The organism is Pseudoalteromonas sp. T1lg122 (genome assembly GCF_002964825.1).
In the GTDB taxonomy this organism is placed as follows: domain Bacteria; phylum Pseudomonadota; class Gammaproteobacteria; order Enterobacterales; family Alteromonadaceae; genus Pseudoalteromonas; species Pseudoalteromonas gelatinilytica.
Genome location: NZ_PQCG01000003.1, coordinates 61077 through 61418 on the forward strand (window position 1 = coordinate 61077; position 342 = coordinate 61418).

Below are 342 nucleotides of genomic sequence, written 5' to 3' on the forward strand. Positions count from 1 at the left end.
GAAAGTTTAAAATTAAGTGTTGACTCAAAAGTTTAAGGATGTATTATACGCATCCCTAGCGACAACGTCGCAACGTTCTTTAACAATATAAAGCAATCATCTGTGTGGGCACTCGTACAGATTGAGTTCTAACAGCAGAACTACTTCGGTAGGGACGCAAACAAATTTAGAGTCTCAATTGAACTGAGTGACCAACGGAAACAAGTTTACTTGTTTCAGTACAGTCAATTCGATATCGAAAGATATCAAAATTCAGAATTCATTGAGCACGAAACTTCGGTTTCAAAAAACTTTTAATTGAAGAGTTTGATCATGGCTCAGATTGAACGCTGGCGGCAGGCC